The following is a 1,985-nucleotide window of genomic DNA, read 5'->3' on the forward strand; positions in this document are numbered from 1 at the left end:
CAGCAACACGGTGACCTCGGTTTACCACCTGTTTAACGGCTTCGATCTTGAATTCTTCGGTGTATCGTACTCGGCTCATGCGTCCTCCTAGGTGCCTTCAGTATAAGGCCTGGAGGTGTCTACAAAACCAGGGGCGATTCACTATTTGCTCGTTTGATTGATTTGGCTCCGCACAAAAACGCAGCATCATACGCGCAACCTGCCCTTATCGCCACCATGCTAAACTGCCCTGTGCTTGATTGGTTCAGCCTTGGAGGCCAGCATGTTATCTGCTCAACGCCGTAAACTCCCCATTGGCATTCAGTCCTTTGAGAAGCTGCGCAAGGGTCAGTATTACTACGTCGACAAAACGCCCTTGATTCACACCATGGCTGAAACGGGCGGTTACTATTTCCTCTCCCGCCCGCGACGGTTTGGTAAAAGCCTGCTGCTGGATACGTTGCGCTGCCTGTTTGAAGGCCATGAAACCCTGTTTGAAGGACTTTATATTCACGATAAGTGGGACTGGCAGCAGCAACACCCGGTACTACGCCTCAGCTTCTCCAGCGGAGTGGTTAACAGCCGCCAGGACCTGGACGCCAACATTCGTTATCAGCTGCAACAGCAGCGAGCAAACCTGAAAATTGAGACACCGCCGCCTGAGCGAATTGCCGACGATTTCGCCAACCTGATCGAGCACGCCCAGCATGTCCATGGGCAACGCGTCGTGGTGCTGATTGATGAGTACGACAAGCCCATATTGGATAATATCCTCGACGCTGACAGGGCTCGCGAACTTCGCGAGGGGCTGAAAAATTTGTATAGCGTGCTCAAGGATGCCGACCCACACCTGCATTTTGTGTTGCTGACGGGTGTCTCTAAATTCAGCAAAGTCAGCCTCTTTTCGGGGCTGAACAATCTGCGCGATATCACGCTTTCATCTGACTATGCCGCCATCTGCGGCTATACCGACCACGATGTCGATACCGTCTTTGTACCGGAGCTGCCCGGGCTTGACCGTGAAGATATTCGCCGCTGGTATAACGGCTACCGCTGGGGTGGGCAGGACGTTGAAGCGGTCTATAACCCCTTTGATGTGCTGCTATTGCTAGAAGAGCGTAAATTTAGCCCTTACTGGTTTGAGAGCGCCACGCCCACGTTTTTGGTGGACTTGCTGAAAGCACGCGGTGTGTTTACCCCGCAACTTGGCACCCTTCAGGCCAAGGCACAGTTGTTGGGCCGCTTTGATGTCGATGACATCGCAACCGAGGCACTGCTGTTTCAGACCGGCTATATCACCATCAAGGATATGCAGGAGCCGATGGTGGGCTACCAGCTGTACTCGCTGGGGTTTCCTAACCGGGAAGTCGAAAGCAGCCTGAACGAGTTTCTGTTGCCCGTGCTGGGTATCCCAGACAGCGACGCGCAAACCTATCAACTGGCGCTGTTTAAGGTACTGCATGAGCATGATCTAGCAGGGCTGGAAGGTCACCTCAAAGCTCTCTACGCCGGCCTGCCCCACGACTGGTATCGCAACAACCCCATTGCCAAATACGAAGGGCATTATGCCAGCGTGTTCTACAGCCACTTCGCGGCACTGGGGGTGGGCGTGACGGTGGAAGACGCCAGCCACCGGGGTAAAGTCGATATGAGCGTCGACTTCGGCGGGCATATTTACCTTTTCGAGTTCAAGGTCGTGGAGCAGCTGCCTGAGGGAAAAGCACTGGAGCAGATCAAAGCCAAAGGCTATGCCGACAAACACCGTGCCAGTGGCATGCCCATTCATCTCATTGGCGTGGAGTTTTCCAGCATTGAGCGCCAAATCGTAGCGTTTGAGGTGGAAACGCTTGCCACTGACACTTGACGTCCTCCCCGCCCTAAAGAGGTTGTCGCAAATCTCCTAACGACTCAAAACAAAACCTATACAGAACGATGTCGATGGCTGGACGACATCATCACGCACGCCCTGGCAGGCGCGATCTTTTTCTTTGTTGCTAGGTAAGGTA

General features: G+C 53.8%; 2 protein-coding genes. One reads left to right on the forward strand and one right to left on the reverse strand.

The window, feature by feature from the left end; translation table 11 throughout:
* Positions 1 to 79 (reverse strand): transposase (locus B7L15_RS20055; RefSeq protein ID WP_369596878.1); only part of this gene is annotated, 79 nt, incomplete at its 3' end.
* Positions 80 to 262: 183 nt separating this feature from the next.
* On the opposite strand from B7L15_RS20055, the gene B7L15_RS19245 reads away from it, so the two are divergent.
* Positions 263 to 1,843 (forward strand): ATP-binding protein, encoded by a 1,581-nt coding sequence (locus B7L15_RS19245; protein ID WP_085920496.1) that lies wholly within the window; start codon positions 263 to 265, stop codon positions 1,841 to 1,843.
* Positions 1,844 to 1,985 lie beyond the last annotated feature (142 nt).

It is taken from the genome of Halomonas sp. CSM-2, from assembly GCF_002119345.1.
Taxonomy (GTDB): Bacteria; Pseudomonadota; Gammaproteobacteria; order Pseudomonadales; family Halomonadaceae; genus Vreelandella; species Vreelandella janggokensis.

Coding starts and splice junctions, on each gene's coding strand:
- B7L15_RS19245 (WP_085920496.1), top strand. CDS start 263: ATGTTATCTGCTCAACGCCGTAAACTCCCCATTGGCATTCAGTCCTTT.